The organism is Pseudoalteromonas sp. KG3, assembly GCF_030436385.1.
In the GTDB taxonomy this organism is placed as follows: domain Bacteria; phylum Pseudomonadota; class Gammaproteobacteria; order Enterobacterales; family Alteromonadaceae; genus Pseudoalteromonas; species Pseudoalteromonas prydzensis.
On sequence record NZ_CP098523.1, the window covers coordinates 1,998,946 to 2,014,712 of the forward strand.

Consider the following 15,767-nt stretch of genomic DNA (forward strand, 5'->3'; position numbering starts at 1 on the left):
CTACTGCTATCAACAATTAATATTTTCCGCACTAACAAGACCACACTTTCATCCACTTAACCTGATAAAAGCGTAGCCTAAGTTTTCTGTATTCACATAATCAAAAAGAATTTTTTCGTAGTATCGCCAAAACGCCCTAGTCTAAATGCTTACCCAATATTGTTAAGCTGTAGTGATCACCATCCATTATAGCCACGTCGGGCAACTTTCCCCATTGTTGATACGCAAACGCTTCAAACAGTTTAATACTCGGGATATTGTGACTAAATATAAAGGCTAGTAACACTTTAATATTAAGTTGCTTGGCTTGTTTTTCTGCAAATTCGAGTAAGTACTTACCTAGCCCTTGCCCTTGCGCACTGCCTGTAATATAAATACTGATCTCAACGGTGCCATCATAAGCTGGTCGACCATAAAATGACTTATAACTTAGCCATGCAACGACTTTCGAATCTTGCTCATACACATAAATTGGGCGCAGCGGAGTATGGCTGTCAAACCAACTTTGTTTTTGTGCTACTGTCACCTCTTCAGTGTCAGCGGTGACCATTCTGCTGGCAATGGTTTCGTTATAAATTGCAACGATGGCCGGTAAGTCGTTACTAGTCGCTAATCGAGTTATCATTAAATTTTTTTGTGGTTATTGATCAATTCATTGCATAGTAACGTATGAGTTACACTCACACTACTGAAAAATAAACGGTAGAGTGCTATCTAGCACGGCAAGATCATTATAAATTGAACTTATAGAATATGTAGTGATCAGATCAAGGCATAATAATCACCTTGGTCACGTAAAATATGAGCGCTACTTTTCTGAAACACTTTAATTCAATTACCGATCCTCGCATTGAACGCTGTAAAAAGCATGAGCTTATCGATATTCTCCTTTTAGCCATTAGTGCAGTAATCTCCGGTGCACAAGGATGGGAGGATATTGAAGACTTTGGGCATCTAAAACTTGATTGGTTAAAAAGATATGGCGCTTTCAACGCGGGTATTCCAAGACACGACACCATAGCCCGTGTCATTTGTCGGTTAAAATCAGATGAAATAGAGCATGCATTTCAATCTTGGATATCTTCACTTATTGAAACCACGGGTGCTGATATTATTGCTATGGATGGAAAAACTGCACGTCGTTCATTTACAACCAAAGATAGAAAAAGTGCTTTACATACCGTCAGTGCATGGAGCTGCCAACACCAGTTAGTTTTAGGGCAAACAGCCGTTGATAGCAAAACAAATGAAATCACAGCCATACCTGAGTTACTCACCATGCTAGATATTGAAAATAGCATCATTACACTTGATGCTATGGGCTGCCAGCAAGAAATAGCGAAACAAATAATTAAACAAAAAGCTGATTATATCCTAGCGCTCAAAGGTAACCATTCAGGTATGCAGAGTGAATTAGAAGCTTGGTGGCACAAGAGTGAGCGCGAAGGATTGACCAATAGCAACTATGATAAACATACCGAAATAAGCTCAGGGCATGGGCGCATTGAAACAAGGGTTTGTCAGCAATTGCTTATTGATAAAAGCTGGTTAGATAAAATCTACCAATGGTCTGGCTTAAAGAGTGTTATTCAAGTAACCGCTGAGGTTCACGATAAATCATCAGGTACAGACACGATAGAAACGCGTTGGTATATTAGTTCGTTAGCGTTAGGTGCGGAGCAAGCACTTAATGCGGTACGAAGCCACTGGCAGGTTGAAAGTATGCATTGGATGTTGGATATGAACTTTAGGGAAGATGAATCAAGAATCCGTAAGAAGCAAGGACCCCTTGTTTTTAACGTAATGAGAAAAATAGCCATGGCGTTATTTAAACAAGATACAACTAAAACAGCCAGTATGGCGAGAAAAAAGAAAATGGCAGGGCTAGACGATGATTATCGCTCAACCCTGTTAGAATCTGGGATTAAAATGCGCTAGCCGTGTGCTATCTAGGGTGATCAGCCACAACAAGTTAAGGAATCGCTATGTTTAAAAAATTATTACTCTGTACCGTATTATTTAGTAGCAGCTATGTTCACGCTGAAACCAGTTCACCGGCTGCTGAAGCCGCAGCGCAGTGCGATGACTTCACTAATGTCAGTATGCGTAAATTACGCTCTAAAGAGAGCATTAATCTATGCCAGTTTAAGAACAAACCTTTATTAATCGTTAATACCGCTAGCAATTGTGGCTTTACTCCGCAATTCGAAGGATTAGAGGCGTTGTATCAAAAATACCAAGATCAAGGCTTAGTGATTTTAGGGTTTCCATCGGATGATTTCTTTCAAGAAGAAGACGATGAAAAAGACACCGCGAAAGTGTGCTTTATCAATTATGGTGTAACCTTCCCAATGTTTGCTACCAGCGAAGTACGCGGTAGCGATGCGAACCCTATTTTTCAGCATTTAAATGCCCAAACCAGTTCACCTAATTGGAACTTTTACAAATACCTAGTCTCTGCAGATCGTAAACAAGTAACTCGTTTTAACAGCAAAGCCAAACCAGATTCAGACGCTATCGTGAAAGCCGTTGAACAAGCTCTTTCAGATATTTAAATTAATACTGGTACAAGACGTTAGTATTAGACTAGAATATCTGAAGGTTTGATTAAAAAAACACCACTTTAAACGGGAGATTTTATGACAGTGGCAAGTGCAAGACACATACTAGTAGACAGCGAAGCGCAGTGTTTAGATTTAAAAAGCAAGATTGAACAGGGTGAAGACTTTGCAGAATTAGCAAAAGCACATTCTAACTGCCCTTCAGGTCAGGATGGTGGCGCGCTAGGTGAATTTGGCCCAGGTATGATGGTTCCTGAATTTGATAAAGTGGTATTTTCAGCACCACTAAATCAAGTGCAAGGTCCAGTACAAACTCAGTTTGGCTACCACTTACTTGAAGTAACCAGCCGCTCAGAATAACGTTAGTTTTATCACTAACCAAAATGAAAGCCGCCTATGCGGCTTTATTTTTATCTTACAGGTAAGCATATGCAATTATTAGGCTCAACAACCTCACCATTTGTGCGCCGCATTCGTATTTGGGCGCTGTTAAATCAATGTAGTCTTGAGTTTATCAACTTAGATATTTTTTCAGACACTGATCGTCAGCTGATGATACAAAATAATCCTGCCCGAAAAATTCCAGTGCTAATCACCCAGCAGCAAACTTTGGCGGATTCAAATAACATCATCCGCTTTTTGCTCGAACAGCACAATCAAACACCTCTGAATTGGCAACAAGAGCATCTGCTAACAATCATTAATGCATGCAATGATTCACTCGTTGAGCTATTACTTTGTCAGCGTTCAGGATTCGATACACAGGATGATAAATTATTTTTTAATTTACAAAATGAACGTATTGCTGAAACATTAAGCTATTTAAATAACCATTTAGCGGATGCAGAATTTAAAAGCTGTGAATACCTGTGCATCAGTTTATACTGCTTACTTGATTGGATTTGCTTCCGCGAGTTAACAGATCTCACAGCACATACTGAGCTAATGGCGTTTTATCATTCATTTGCTCAACAACAAGCAGTGCAGCAAACCGATCCGCGTAATTAACATTTAAGGGTAAACATATGAGTGATATCGAAATAGAATCAGAACTAGTAAGTTTTGTTGAAAAAGTACGTCTGAGTGAGAAACTATGGGCGCTAGGTGCTGAAGATGGCGGTTTTGTGGTATGTGATTCTAACCAATTTGAAAACACCGATGTCCTCCTATTGTGGGAAAGTGAAGCCTCTGCAAAAGCTCAGTGTAAAGAAGAATGGGCTGATTATAGTCCGCTTGAAATCACCTTAGATGAATTTTTAGATGACTGGGTTGAAGACCTAAAAGAAGATGATGCACTGGTTGGCCTAAATTGGAATGACGACCAAGTCTGTGTTGAAATCGAACCCGTTGGATTAGCACGCGCGTTGAGCGAATAAGCATTATTTAACATTGCTTTACTGCGCTGGTTTATTTGCTATAAACTAGCGCATATCTTTACTTTCAGAGTATAACGTTGAAATCCCATCTTGGTCGTCGCCCTTTTTCCGCTATGGAATTACATACGCTTTACCATGGCTATATTTATGGTGATCAACGTCTCCCTCGTGAACAAGCAAAACACTGGCACTTTTGGCTGCCATTAATCGCCTATTATAGCGGTGCCTACAGTGACGAAATTGGTCATTTGCAACTGGATGACATTGTTGAACACCAACAGCTATTTTGCTTTCACTTCCATACCCACGGTAAAATAAAGCCGCGTATTGTGCCTATTCATCAAGCCCTATTTGATGCCGGTTTAACTGACTATATCGCCTTTGTTAAACAACAAAATCACACTCGTTTACTGTTTGACTTACCTGCAAAGTCTGGTCGTTACAGTGAAAAAGTACGCATTTGGTTCTCTGGTGAAGGAGAACGTGCCGGCTACTTACAAAAGTGTGATATCCCCAGCATTGATCAACTCGGTATGAAAACAGCTGTCAGTAGCTTAAGGCTCAACTTTGAACAGCAAATTCGCATTTATGCCATACAGGCAAATAATAAAGATGCCTTTAATTATCTACTTGGCTTTAATGAATATGAGCCGCAAGAGTTTAACGACGTACCGCAGTTAAATCATATCATCCAACAGCTTCGTGTGGTTAATCCACAGCTCCACTGGCAGCGCTTTGTACAGCGTCACGCAGTCTGACAAACTTTGTTACTAACTAGCTCATTATACCAATCGACTTAAATATTTAACCATTCTAGCGCGCTATAAATGGTCAGTAACTTAACACGATTGGTATTACTCATAGATAAAAAAACTGATAGGATGGAAAAGACGCTACCAAAGTACTCTTTTTAAAGCTTTGGTACATAACTTCTAACAAGAAAAATCCAGGTGCCCTATGTTTATAAAAAGTCTACTGACTCTGAGTGTGGCCGTTGCCGTCAGTTCAGCCCATGCTAATGAGTTTGTCCTCGAAAAACTCGCCAAACCAAGCTCACAACACGTTTCTTTAACCCTCGACCCTGCTCAAGATAGTTTTTCAGGGATGACCGAGATAGCCCTTGAAGTACTAAAACCAACTCACTATATTGAGCTTAACGGTGTTGACTATGCAACACAAATGGCAAAATTATTAGGTGATGAAAACTGTGTTCTAAGCACTGAGATGCTTAAAACTGGCAAAGTTAAGTTCAGCTGTGAAGAACAAATTCAACCCGGCAAATACACGCTAAAAGTTGATTTTACTGCACCTTATAACCGCCAAAGTGTTGGTTTATATAAAACCTTAGATCAAGGTGTGCCTTACTTATTTACTCAGTTTGAAATGAGCGATGCGCGCCGAGCTTTCCCAGTATTCGATGAGCCAAGCTATAAAATTCCATTTCAACTCACCATTACAGCGCCTAGCTCACAAAAAGTGTATGCCAACACCCCAGAACTAAAAACCACTAAAAATGGTGAAATGACTACCCACTACTTTGATAAGACCCCGCCAATTCCATCGTATTTAGTGGCGATGGCTGTGGGTCCATTTGAAGAGCGTGAAGTCAAAGGCATGCCTATTCCTGGGCGTGTGATCACCCCACAAGGTAAAATTCATTTAGGCGCATATGCCGAGCAAGCAATGCCAAAAGTATTGGCGGCCCTTGAAGATTATTTTGGCATTCCATACGTATATAAAAAGCTAGATTCAGTGGCCGTGCCAGAGTTTCCATTTGGCGCGATGGAAAATGCTGGTTTAGTGACCTACCGTGAAGATATTTTACTGCTTGATTTAGCCACCGCTACACGCAGTAAAAAGCAACGTAATGTGTCAATTATTGCCCACGAGCTTGCTCACCAATGGTACGGTAACTTAGTCACCATGAAATGGTGGAATGACTTATGGCTAAATGAAGCGTTTGCAAGTTGGATGGCGGCAAAAATAACAGCGCAACTAAACCCTGAGTTTGAGTCACATTTAGACCTACCGCAAAATAATGTAATGGCATTAGATGCGCGTTTAAGCACTAAACCAATTCGTAAGCCGATCAAAACTGAAGCTGATATTATGGATGGCTTAGGGCTTGCGTACAGCAAAGGAAGCTCAGTGCTTGCGATGGTTGAAAACTGGATTGGCGAAGAAGCATTCCAACAAGGTATCCAAGCATATTTAAAAGAGTTCTCCTATAAAAATGCTGAAGCGGCTGATTTATGGCAAGCACTCGGTAAAGCATCAAACAAAGATGTAGCAAGCGTATTAAAATCGTTCATCGAACAGTCTTCATTTCCGCTTGTTAAAGTAACTCAGCAAGGTAAAACACTGACGATTGATCAAAGCCGCTTTACAAATGCCGGAGTTGACGCGCCTGCGCAACTTTGGAATGTACCTGTGGCAATTAAATACGGTGCGGGTGACAAAGTTAAAACCGCTAATGTATTACTGAGTAAAGCCAAGCAAACGGTTGAACTTGAGTTTGAGCCAGAGTGGATTTATCCAGATCAAGGCGCTTTGGGTTATTACCGCTGGGTAATGGATGATAAACAGTTTGCTTCATTAATTGATCATGCAGCCGAATCACTCAGCGTACGTGAGCGTTTAGCGCTTCTGTCAGCTGCTGATGCATTATTAGATGCCGGTGTTATTTCAGCAGCCCATTTAATGCAGACCCTAGAAGTATTCGTTAGCGATAAACATCCTCGCGTTGCCAACACTGCGCTTGGCTATTTAGCTGCACAAAAACGTACTTTTGAAGATGAAAGCAACCAAGACCTATGGCCTGAGTTTATTCGTAAAAGCATCATGCCTGCAGCAAAACAGTATGGTTTAACTGCAAAAGTAGATGAAGATGCGGCAATCTCGCAATTACGTACGCAAGTAGTGACACGTTTAGGCTTTGATGGTGAAGACAAAAGCGTTATAAACACCGCCAAAGCACAAGCGCGAGTTTACTTAAATAATCCTGAAAAAGTTGATCCATATTTAGCGTCAACTTACTTAAACTTAGCGGCATTTCATGGTGACCAAAACTTACTTGATGCCTATATAAATACCTTTAAAACCACTAAAGATCCGCAAGTGCGCACTAAAATGCTCGAGGCTATGAGTTACTTTGGTAAAGCAGAATTGCAAACTAAGGTATTAAATTACAGCTTAACTGACGACGTCACGGCATCTGACATGCGTACGATCATGTCAGGTCAGATGTATAGCAAACCTCGTGAAAGCTTATTTATCAATTGGGTATATGAGAATTACGATAAAGTAGCGGCCAACTTGCCACCATTCTTTGTGCCTAATCTGCCTTACTTTACAACCTCAGGTTGTAGCGCTAGCAGCTTAGCAAAAACACAAAGCTTCTTTATGAGTAAAATTGCTGACGAACCAGGTTATGCGCGTACATTAAGCAAACTTGAAGAAAGCGTGAATAATTGTATTTCACTTAAGGAACGTGAATTAGATTCTGTTAATAGCTTCTTAAAACGTTAATTTATACCCAAACCATCTCAAGATGCAGAATTCAGCGTTTCACAGGTGCTTAATATCAAGGCGTTACTTTGCAAGAATGGCAGTCCCTTTTAAGAAGGAACAACGATGAGAGTAAGTGCCTGTGAAACGCCCAAGGGGTTGGTTTAAAAGCGATTTATACTGCGTTATTGATTTTAACAAGGGAATCACCATTCTTTGCAATCAATGCCTTGCCTAAATCGCTTTTAATTCCAACTGAAACTCGCATCTTGAGGTGGCTTGGGTATATATCAACAACAAAAACGGCAAGCCAGTGACTTGCCGTTTTTTATATTGCTTAACTGTAACCTAGCCGTTGATAATCTTAATCAGCGATGTGATAAAGTCTTTAGCGCCTTCAACGCTAGTCATCTTAAAACCAATACCATAATGAATTGGGTTGGTGCTTTTAAATATACGAGTTGGAAAGCGAGTCATTTCACTACTATGAAAAAAATCAGCGATGCGGCTAACGCCTTCTATTTTATTAAAATCATCACTAAAAACTTCTAAAGCAGGACGAAGTACTAACTTAGCTTGCCCCCCTTCTATATGCAAATAAATAGCTTCTTTTGATTTAGGTAACATGTATTCAGTGATATTTTTAATTTTAAAATTACTGCGGCACTCTGATGCTATTAGTTGCTCATTGATTTGCTCTGGACTAGCTGACATGGTTATCCTTATTTCTCATTAGGCTGTTAGCTGTAAACTACAGTACAGCTAAGTTCTTGCAAAGTTTTATCTTATTTAGCACATACAAAGGCAAGCTGGTCATTCAAATAACTCATACGGGTAATATTACTATCGCAGTAAGGCGTTAAATCAAGCCACAGTGAAACCTGTTCTGGATTATTTAACTGACGTTGGTAAACACGATTATCTACAGCATAAATAACCGTATTAGTATCTTTAAATGCGTAATCTTGTACATGCTGCGGTAAACGAAACAAATCAGTAACGGTATTCTCTTGCGGATCATAACTGGCTAACCAGTGCTGTTGTGCTTTGTTATAACTAAATATATAGGCAGCTAATGCATGATTATATGTCAACGTACGGCCAATATGCTCAGCAACCACTTTCGGCTTCGCTGCAGCTACCTGAGTATATTGTAAGGTATGAGGTTCACCTAAAATAAACATTACCATGTCATTTTTAGTTCCCCAAGCATGGTAACCAACCGGCTCTATCCACTCAAAAATACGACTCGGTGTTATGTTATGATCAAACGGGTATTGCCATAATTTTTGCTTTCCATCAGCCTCAACCACGATTGCTGAAAGTGCATTACCAGTTGGGGTTAACGTTGGCGAGTATTCACTGACAGGTGTATTTGTTATGTCTACAACTTGCTGATTGCTAAAATCATAAAAAGCCAGATCGGTTTGGCTTTGCCCATCGGTAAGCACTTCTTTAGTGAAATAAATACCGCTTTGAGTAAGTAACGGTTGGTTATTATAAACATCATTATTAGTTATACGGCTTACTTGTAACCCGTATTCCGTGTTAAGTTTAGCAAGCAGAATTTCACTCTTTGGCATCGCAGCCAAAGCCGTATGAGGGATAGTAACAAGAGTGGCAACTAGACTTAACCATGGTGAAATCAATTTCATATCATTCTCTAATTATTTTTATCGAGCATATAATAGCGCTATTTTATGGTTATACCCAACGATATGTCACTTGACCTACCCCCTCACTTCGCCTTATAACTACAGAGCTACTTAAAACGAGAACAATTATGTCAGCTAAACATCCTATTATTGCGATCACTGGTTCATCTGGTGCAGGTACTACCACCACGACAAGTGCTATTAAGCATATATTTCGTAGTCTTAATATTGAGGCCGCATTTATAGAAGGCGACAGCTTTCATCGCTATACTCGCCCTGAGATGGATAAAAAAGTTCGCGAAGCACAACAAGAAGGAAAGCACATAAGTTACTTTGGTCGTGAAGCGAATGACTTTGGCGCGCTTGAAAGCTTATTTAGCACTTATGGCGATACCGGCGCTGGTAAGTTACGTCGTTATTTGCACACTTTTGATGAAGCCGTACCATATAATCAACTACCTGGTACCTTTACACCATGGCAAGAATTAGAAGCAAGTACTGATATCTTATTCTACGAAGGACTGCATGGCGGCGTTGTCGATGAAGATCATGATGTCGCAAAACATGTCGACTTACTCATTGGCATGGTGCCAATTATTAACCTTGAGTGGATCCAAAAGCTGATCCGTGACACCTCTGAACGTGGTCACTCTCGAGAAGCCGTAATGGGCTCAATAGTGCGCAGTATGGATGATTACATTAATCATATTACGCCACAGTTCTCACGCACGCATATAAACTTTCAACGTGTACCAACAGTTGATACGTCTAATCCATTTAGCGCCAAAGATATTCCGTCCCTTGATGAAAGCTTTGTGGTTATTCGCTTTCGTGGTATAGATGACGTCGACTTCCCGTATTACCTACGTATGATTGAAGGCAGCTTTATGTCGCGGATCAACACCTTGGTGGTTCCAGGCGGAAAAATGGGACTCGCCATGGAGTTAGTACTAACCCCTCTTATCAAAGATATTATTCTTAAAAAGCGCGCACTTGCTGAATTAGCCCCAGTTGACTTGCCTATTTAAGAAATACCCTTGCTGAAATACATAGCTTATGTAAACTGCTGACTTCATCATAAAAGGAGATGTCAGCATGACAGAGACATTACGCATTCTCGTCGGTTCCAAAAATCCGGTAAAAATAAATGCTGCCCGCAGTATTTTCTCCCTCTATTACCCTGCTATGACCATTGATTGCCAAGGGGTTGATGCCCCTTCTCAAGTACCAGATCAGCCTATCGGTGAAGACGAAACCCGTATTGGCGCAGAAAACCGTGTACTGTATTGCCAACAGTATCACCAAGCCGATTTTTACGTAGCAATGGAAGGTGGTGCTGAGCAGTTTAGTTATGGCCCTGCAACCTTTGCATTTGTGGTGATTGCCAATAACCAGCAGCGCGTAATTGGCCGCAGCAGTAACCTGCCTTTACCACTAAGTCTGTATAACGCGTTATTACAAGGTAAAGAGCTTGGTGATGTGATGGATAATGCATTTAATACCAGCAACATCAAACAGCAAGGTGGAGCAATAGGCTTATTAACCAATCATCATGCTACCCGCGAAAGTACCTACACCCAAGCACTCACACTTGCCATGGCGCCTTTTTTGCATCCTGCACTTTATGCTAAGGAAGTTTAATGAAGTATACCCATGTACTATTTGACGCCGATGAAACCTTATTCAGCTTCAATGCCTATGCAGGCTTAAAAAGAATGTTCACCAATTACGCCGTGGACTTTACAGAAAGTGATTACCAGCATTATCAACTAACCAATAAATCACTGTGGCTTGCCTATCAAGACAATAAAATAACAGCGTCGCACTTACAAATAACTCGCTTTAGCGAGTGGGCTGCTAAACTAGGGGTCCCCGCACAACAGCTCAATGATGATTTTTTAACTGCCATGGCTGAAATCTGCCAGCTTTTACCAGGCGCTGTAGAGCTGCTGACAAAGCTAAAACCTCATGCAAAGCTTGGTATCATTACTAATGGTTTTACCCAGCTACAAGCTCGTCGCTTAGCGCACACGGGGTTAAAAGATATGTTTGATTGGCTGGTAATCTCAGAGCAAGTAGGGATAGCAAAACCTGCGCTAGAAATTTTTCAGCATACATTTGATTTGATGGGTAACCCAGATAAAGCAAAAATTTTAATGGTTGGTGATACTGCAAGCAGCGATATACTCGGTGCACAAAATGCAGGTATTGATAGCTGTTGGTTACAGCACCCTAATGTAGAGTTACCTGCGGGTATAAAACCAACCTACCAAGTAACTGAACTAGTGCAATTGCAAAGGCTTTTAGGCTTGTAGAAAAAGCAAAAAAAATGACGCTGGTTAGCGTCATTTTTTGTAACTGTTATAAGCGGTTGCGATTAAGCTGTCGCTACCTCTAGGCCCGGTGCTGGCATAGTAACTGGGGTATCGAATGTAGCCCATTCCCATGCTGACTCTGTTGCCATAATTTTACGAAGTAACTTGTTGTTTAAGTCATGACCTGACTTATAGGCAGTAATTTTGCCTAAAATGTTATGACCTGTCATAAACATGTCACCAACACAGTCTAAGATCTTATGCTTAACAAACTCATCGCTATAGCGCAGGCCATTAGGATTAAGCACTTTAAACTCATCCAATACAACAGCGTTGTCCATGCTGCCACCTAAAGCTAGGTTATTTGCATGCATGTATTCAATATCTTTCATAAAACCGAAAGTACGTGCGCGGCTAATTTCTTCAGTGAAGCTTTGTGCCGTGATATCTAAACCGATACGTTGGCGGCTTTCATTTATTGCCGGGTGGTCAAAAGCAATTTCAAAGTCGATATGGAAACCATCATATGGTTCGATCTCGGCCCATTTATCACCTTCTTCAATACGTACTTTTTCTTTAATACGAATAAAGCGCTTAGCCGCATTTTGCTCTGCAATGCCGCCTTTTTGTAACAAATATATAAATGGTAATGCACTACCATCCATAATTGGCACTTCTGAGCTATCTAATTCAACGATCAGATTATCAATACCCATTGCCGCTACCGCAGCAATAAGGTGCTCAGTTGTAGATAAGCGAACGCCATCTTTGTTGGTTAAACAGGTACACAATTGCGTATCGCCAACGGCTTCAGGCGTTGTTTCAAAATCAACAACCGGATCAAGGTCGACACGACGAAATACAATCCCAGTATTTGCGCTCGCAGGTCGGAGAGTTATTGTGACCTTCTCACCTTTATGAAGTCCAATTCCTATGGCTTTGACTATTTCTGCAATCGTACGCTGTTTAATCATAGCTTCGCTCACTTATAGTTACAGTTAGACTACCGATTGTATCACATATACGACCAGCTGCCAAATTCGATTACTTTTCAAGCAAAATAATTTTATTTATTTGCTTAATCAGCCTGTTTTCTTAAAAACGCAGGGATGTCGAAATAATCGCCACCTTCTGATTTATCAGACTTCTTACTGCTTTCGCTAGTTTTTGATAAACCACTATTGCTTTGCGTTGTCATGCTTTGCTCATGTTTTTCAACACTTGGGGCTGCGGTTACTTCTTCGCTGCTACCTTGGCTGGCAAAACTTGGCACATACATACTGCTTGTTTGGCCTGCTGAACCGCTTACATCAGAACCTGATGCTTTTTTAAAGCCGTTATCAACAATGCCAAACTGTGGACGACGATCGCCACCTAAGCCAGTAGCAACAACCGTTACACGTAGTTCATCAGTCATTTCAGGGTCAATCACGGCACCCACAACAACTGTCGCGTTTTCTGACGCTAATGCTTTAACGTGGTTACCAACAATTTCAAACTCTTCAATCGCAATATCCATACCCGCGGTGATATTAACCAAGATACCTTTAGCACCTGTTAAATCAACGTCTTCAAGTAATGGGCTTGAGATAGCTGCTTCTGCTGCTTCTTGTGCACGATCAGGACCAGACGCTGACGCTGTGCCCATCATAGCAGTACCCATTGCTGACATTACTGTACGTACGTCGGCGAAATCCACGTTGATCAGACCAGAACGAGTGATCAATTCCGCAATACCTTGTACCGCACCAAATAGCACATCATTCGCTTTCGCGAACGCATCTAATAGTGTAGTCCCTTTGCCTAATACTTTAAGCAATTTATTGTTAGGAATTGTAATAAGCGAATCAACAATTTCTGACAATTCGTTAATACCTTGTTCAGCCGCTGCTGCACGCTTTTTACCTTCAAAATCAAACGGGCGCGTTACTACAGCTACAGTTAGAATGCCTAACTCTTTGGCTATCTTTGCAACCACAGGTGCAGCACCAGTACCTGTACCACCGCCCATACCTGCGGCGATAAATACCATATCAGCACCTTCTAGGCTAGAACGAATAGTATCTGCATCTTCTTCAGCTGAATTACGGCCAACTTCTGGGTTTGCCCCTGCACCTAAACCTGAGGTGATCTGCGTGCCTAGTTGTACAGTAATATCTGCCGATGAATTACGTAATGCTTGCGCATCCGTATTGGCTGCAATAAAACGCACACCTTCAATTTGTTGCTTAACCATGTGCTCGACTGCGTTACCGCCGCCACCGCCCACGCCTATTACTTTTATGACAGCTTCTTCGCTGTGTTGTTCCATCATATCAAACATATTTACTCTCCGACTTGAGTATTAAAACTCGCCTTGGAACCACTTCGTAATACGGTTCCACCAATTGTTATCGCCCTCAGGTTTCGATTTTTGTGCATTCATCGATTGCATTGTGCGGCCATACTGTAATAAGCCCACCGCCGTTGCATATGAAGGGTCATCTACATAATCTGTCAAACCAACCATCCCGATTGGCTTGCCTATTCTCACTGGCATTTGGAAAATGTCTTCAGCCACTTCCATTGCGCCAGCCATTTTAGCACTACCGCCAGTAATGACGAGTCCTGCTGCAATTTGGTCTGCTAACCCTGAACGATGAATTTCTTCCATCGCCAGTTCAAATAATTCTCTAAAACGCGGTTCAACCACCTCTGATAAGGTATGACGCGACATTAATCGCGCAGGTCTACCGCCAACACTTGGTACTTCTATTGTTTCTTCGCTGCTAGCCATTTGGCTGCTTGCACACGCGTATTGTACCTTGAGTGATTCAGCATGTGATATCGGTGTACGAAATATTTTTGCAATGTCGCCAGTCACTTGATTACCCGCAACAGGAATTACAGCAGAATGACGCAACGCACCATTAATATAAATGGTGATATCCATAGTGCCGCCGCCGATATCGAGTACCGCAACACCGAGCTCTTTCTCATCATCGGTTAAAACCGAATAGCATGAAGCAAGCGCAGTGAAAATCAGTTGATCAACTTCAAGACCACAACGCTCTACGCATTTTTCAATGTTTTTCGCCATATCGTTTGAGCAAGTAATGATATGAGCACGGGCTTCCATTCGTACGCCACTCATACCACGCGGGTTTTTAATTCCTTCTTGCATATCAATACTGTATTCCTGCGGTAGCGCATGCAGCATTTTTCGCTCAGCTGATACCGGTACTGAACGAGCAATATGAATTACATTCTCAATATCTTCGTCGGTGACTTCGGTGTTATTGATTGCCACCACACCACTTTCGTTTTGACATTGAATATGTTTACCCGAAATCCCCAAATACACGGAGCTAATACGACAATCGGCCATAAGCTCTGCTTCATCGATTGCACGACGAATAGACTCAGACACCAAATTAAGGTCGTTTACGCCGCCCTTATCCATACCATGGGATACTTGGCTGCCAACCCCAACAATGCTGAGTTTGTTATCTGCGGTGATTTCACCAACCGTGGCCACCACTTTTGAGGTGCCAACGTCTAATCCAATCACGAGGTTTCTTTCTGCTGACTTAGTCATGCCTTACTCTTATTTTGTAATTGCGCTTCTTCCAGGAGCTTCCAGCTCACCGCAAGGCCGGTATCATACCGTAAATCCACTACATCTACTTGTACATCTGCACGTTTTTCCATCCGCGGGTAAACATCGATAAACCGCTGTACCCGCTTAGCTTTCTCTTTACGCCCTAATTTAAGGCGAATACCGTTATCAAGCCATAATTGCCATGAAAATCGCTCCGACAATGCCAAGCTCGTTAACTTCAAATTGTTCACTTTAAGCATGCCATCAAACTGCTTAAAGGCGCCCCATGCTTCAAGCTCGCTACCTTCAGGGCCATAAAGCTGTGGTAATTGCTCCGAGAGCTTATCGCTACTGGCTTCAAACACTTCACCGCTTTGGTTCAGTAATAAATCACTGTTCCAAATAGCCACTGCGTGATGTTCAACCACATACACTTGTAATGTATCTGGCCACTGTTTACGCACTGATGCCGTTGCAACCCATGGCAAGTCCTGAACTAGATGCTGTATTTTTTTTACATCTAAATCAAAAAAACTCGATAAGTCGGCTTTTTTAATCGCACTAATAATCGCTTTTTCATCAGTATATTGAGGTTTGCCTAATACCGCTAAATGCTTTATTTGTGCGTCTTTATTTTCAACCAACCACTGCCTAACGCCACTGGTGATCTGCACTATGCTAAAAACCACCACCAGAAAAAAACTCACTCCAAAAATCAGCGACCAATTTAATTGCTGTTTTAATTGTTGCGCTTTTTCCAAAAAGGGATGCAT

Annotated in this window: 17 protein-coding genes; 10 read left to right on the forward strand and 7 right to left on the reverse strand. The window is 41.4% G+C overall.

Going from position 1 to position 15,767, the window contains the following annotated elements; all coding sequences use genetic code 11:
* Positions 1–136: 136 nt before the first annotated feature.
* Positions 137–625 (reverse strand): GNAT family N-acetyltransferase, encoded by a 489-nt coding sequence (locus tag NDQ71_RS09465; protein WP_192541133.1) that lies wholly within the window; start codon positions 623–625, stop codon positions 137–139.
* Between the two features lie 176 nt (positions 626–801).
* Between NDQ71_RS09465 and NDQ71_RS09470 the strand changes: the two genes are divergently transcribed.
* From NDQ71_RS09470 to NDQ71_RS09500, 7 genes are all read left to right on the forward strand, one after another.
* Entirely contained in the window at positions 802–1,938 is a 1,137-nt protein-coding gene (locus NDQ71_RS09470; protein WP_024602346.1) for an ISAs1 family transposase, read from the forward strand.
* 47 nt (positions 1,939–1,985) lie between these two features.
* Positions 1,986–2,555, forward strand: a complete 570-nt coding sequence (locus NDQ71_RS09475) for a glutathione peroxidase (RefSeq protein ID WP_192541134.1) — start codon at positions 1,986–1,988, stop codon at positions 2,553–2,555.
* An 84-nt stretch (positions 2,556–2,639) separates the two neighbouring features.
* Positions 2,640–2,921, forward strand: coding sequence for a peptidylprolyl isomerase (locus NDQ71_RS09480; protein WP_192541135.1), 282 nt, complete (start codon positions 2,640–2,642; stop codon positions 2,919–2,921).
* A 69-nt stretch (positions 2,922–2,990) separates the two neighbouring features.
* Positions 2,991–3,569, forward strand: a complete 579-nt coding sequence (locus NDQ71_RS09485) for a glutathione S-transferase family protein (protein ID WP_192541136.1) — start codon at positions 2,991–2,993, stop codon at positions 3,567–3,569.
* Positions 3,570–3,586: 17 nt separating this feature from the next.
* On the forward strand, positions 3,587–3,937 hold the full coding sequence (locus tag NDQ71_RS09490; RefSeq protein WP_064667874.1) for a DUF2750 domain-containing protein: 351 nt from the start codon (positions 3,587–3,589) through the stop codon (positions 3,935–3,937).
* Between the two features lie 77 nt (positions 3,938–4,014).
* Positions 4,015–4,695, forward strand: a complete 681-nt coding sequence (locus NDQ71_RS09495) for a hypothetical protein (protein WP_192541137.1) — start codon at positions 4,015–4,017, stop codon at positions 4,693–4,695.
* A gap of 199 nt (positions 4,696–4,894) precedes the next feature.
* The gene (locus NDQ71_RS09500; RefSeq protein ID WP_192541138.1) at positions 4,895–7,465 is read left to right on the forward strand and encodes a M1 family metallopeptidase; all 2,571 of its coding nucleotides are present in this window, start codon (positions 4,895–4,897) and stop codon (positions 7,463–7,465) included.
* Positions 7,466–7,792: 327 nt separating this feature from the next.
* On the opposite strand, the gene NDQ71_RS09505 is transcribed toward NDQ71_RS09500, so the two are convergent.
* Positions 7,793–8,158: a hypothetical protein gene (locus tag NDQ71_RS09505; protein ID WP_192541139.1), complete on the reverse strand. Its 366-nt coding sequence runs from the start codon at positions 8,156–8,158 to the stop codon at positions 7,793–7,795.
* A gap of 71 nt (positions 8,159–8,229) precedes the next feature.
* Positions 8,230–9,099, reverse strand: coding sequence for a hypothetical protein (locus NDQ71_RS09510; protein WP_192541140.1), 870 nt, complete (start codon positions 9,097–9,099; stop codon positions 8,230–8,232).
* Positions 9,100–9,227: 128 nt separating this feature from the next.
* Here NDQ71_RS09510 and NDQ71_RS09515 point away from each other — a divergent pair, with 128 nt between their 5' ends.
* The 3 genes from NDQ71_RS09515 to yjjG all read left to right on the forward strand — a co-directional run bounded on the left by NDQ71_RS09515 (position 9,228) and on the right by yjjG (position 11,414).
* Complete coding sequence (locus NDQ71_RS09515) at positions 9,228–10,127, forward strand: phosphoribulokinase (RefSeq protein WP_016709467.1); 900 nt, start codon at positions 9,228–9,230, stop codon at positions 10,125–10,127.
* A 67-nt stretch (positions 10,128–10,194) separates the two neighbouring features.
* Complete coding sequence (yjjX, locus tag NDQ71_RS09520) at positions 10,195–10,740, forward strand: inosine/xanthosine triphosphatase (RefSeq protein WP_064667869.1); 546 nt, start codon at positions 10,195–10,197, stop codon at positions 10,738–10,740.
* Complete coding sequence (yjjG, locus tag NDQ71_RS09525; RefSeq protein WP_192541141.1) at positions 10,740–11,414, forward strand: pyrimidine 5'-nucleotidase; 675 nt, start codon at positions 10,740–10,742, stop codon at positions 11,412–11,414. The genes yjjX and yjjG overlap by 1 nt, the downstream gene beginning before the upstream one ends.
* A gap of 62 nt (positions 11,415–11,476) precedes the next feature.
* Here yjjG and lpxC read toward each other — a convergent pair whose 3' ends face one another.
* The 4 genes from lpxC to NDQ71_RS09545 form a co-directional block, all read right to left on the reverse strand.
* Positions 11,477–12,388 carry a UDP-3-O-acyl-N-acetylglucosamine deacetylase gene (gene lpxC / locus NDQ71_RS09530; protein ID WP_016709470.1) on the reverse strand — a complete coding sequence of 304 codons (912 nt, stop codon included), beginning with the start codon at positions 12,386–12,388 and terminating at the stop codon, positions 11,477–11,479.
* Between the two features lie 104 nt (positions 12,389–12,492).
* Complete coding sequence (ftsZ, locus tag NDQ71_RS09535) at positions 12,493–13,737, reverse strand: cell division protein FtsZ (RefSeq protein ID WP_064667867.1); 1,245 nt, start codon at positions 13,735–13,737, stop codon at positions 12,493–12,495.
* A gap of 21 nt (positions 13,738–13,758) precedes the next feature.
* Positions 13,759–14,991: a cell division protein FtsA gene (ftsA, locus tag NDQ71_RS09540; protein ID WP_016709472.1), complete on the reverse strand. Its 1,233-nt coding sequence runs from the start codon at positions 14,989–14,991 to the stop codon at positions 13,759–13,761.
* Positions 14,988–15,767 carry a cell division protein FtsQ/DivIB gene (locus NDQ71_RS09545; protein ID WP_192541142.1) on the reverse strand — a complete coding sequence of 260 codons (780 nt, stop codon included), beginning with the start codon at positions 15,765–15,767 and terminating at the stop codon, positions 14,988–14,990. Before NDQ71_RS09545 ends, ftsA begins: the two co-directional genes overlap by 4 nt.